The organism is Leifsonia sp. HAY1-4F (assembly GCF_056755275.1).
Map to the genome: position 1 here is coordinate 1 of NZ_JBNDHX010000810.1, position 203 is coordinate 203.

Below are 203 nucleotides of genomic sequence, written 5' to 3' on the forward strand. Positions count from 1 at the left end.
CCCCCCCCCCCCCCCCCCCCCCCCCCCCCCCCCCCCCCCCCCCCCCCCCCCCCCCCCCCCAAAAAAAAACCCCCCCCACCAGATTAGCGAGTGTCTCGTGGGCTCGGAGATGTGTATAAGAGACAGCTTCAGGTAGGCGAAGGTCGTCTCGTCGGGCGCGACCATGCCGGCGCGAGCACCGGCCTCGATCGACATGTTGCAGA

Annotated in this window: 1 pseudogene; it reads right to left on the reverse strand. The window is 70.9% G+C overall.

The window, feature by feature from the left end:
* Positions 1–126 precede the first annotated feature (126 nt).
* Positions 127–203: pseudogene (locus tag ACPYOG_RS21340) on the reverse strand (aconitase family protein); the annotation flags it as partial.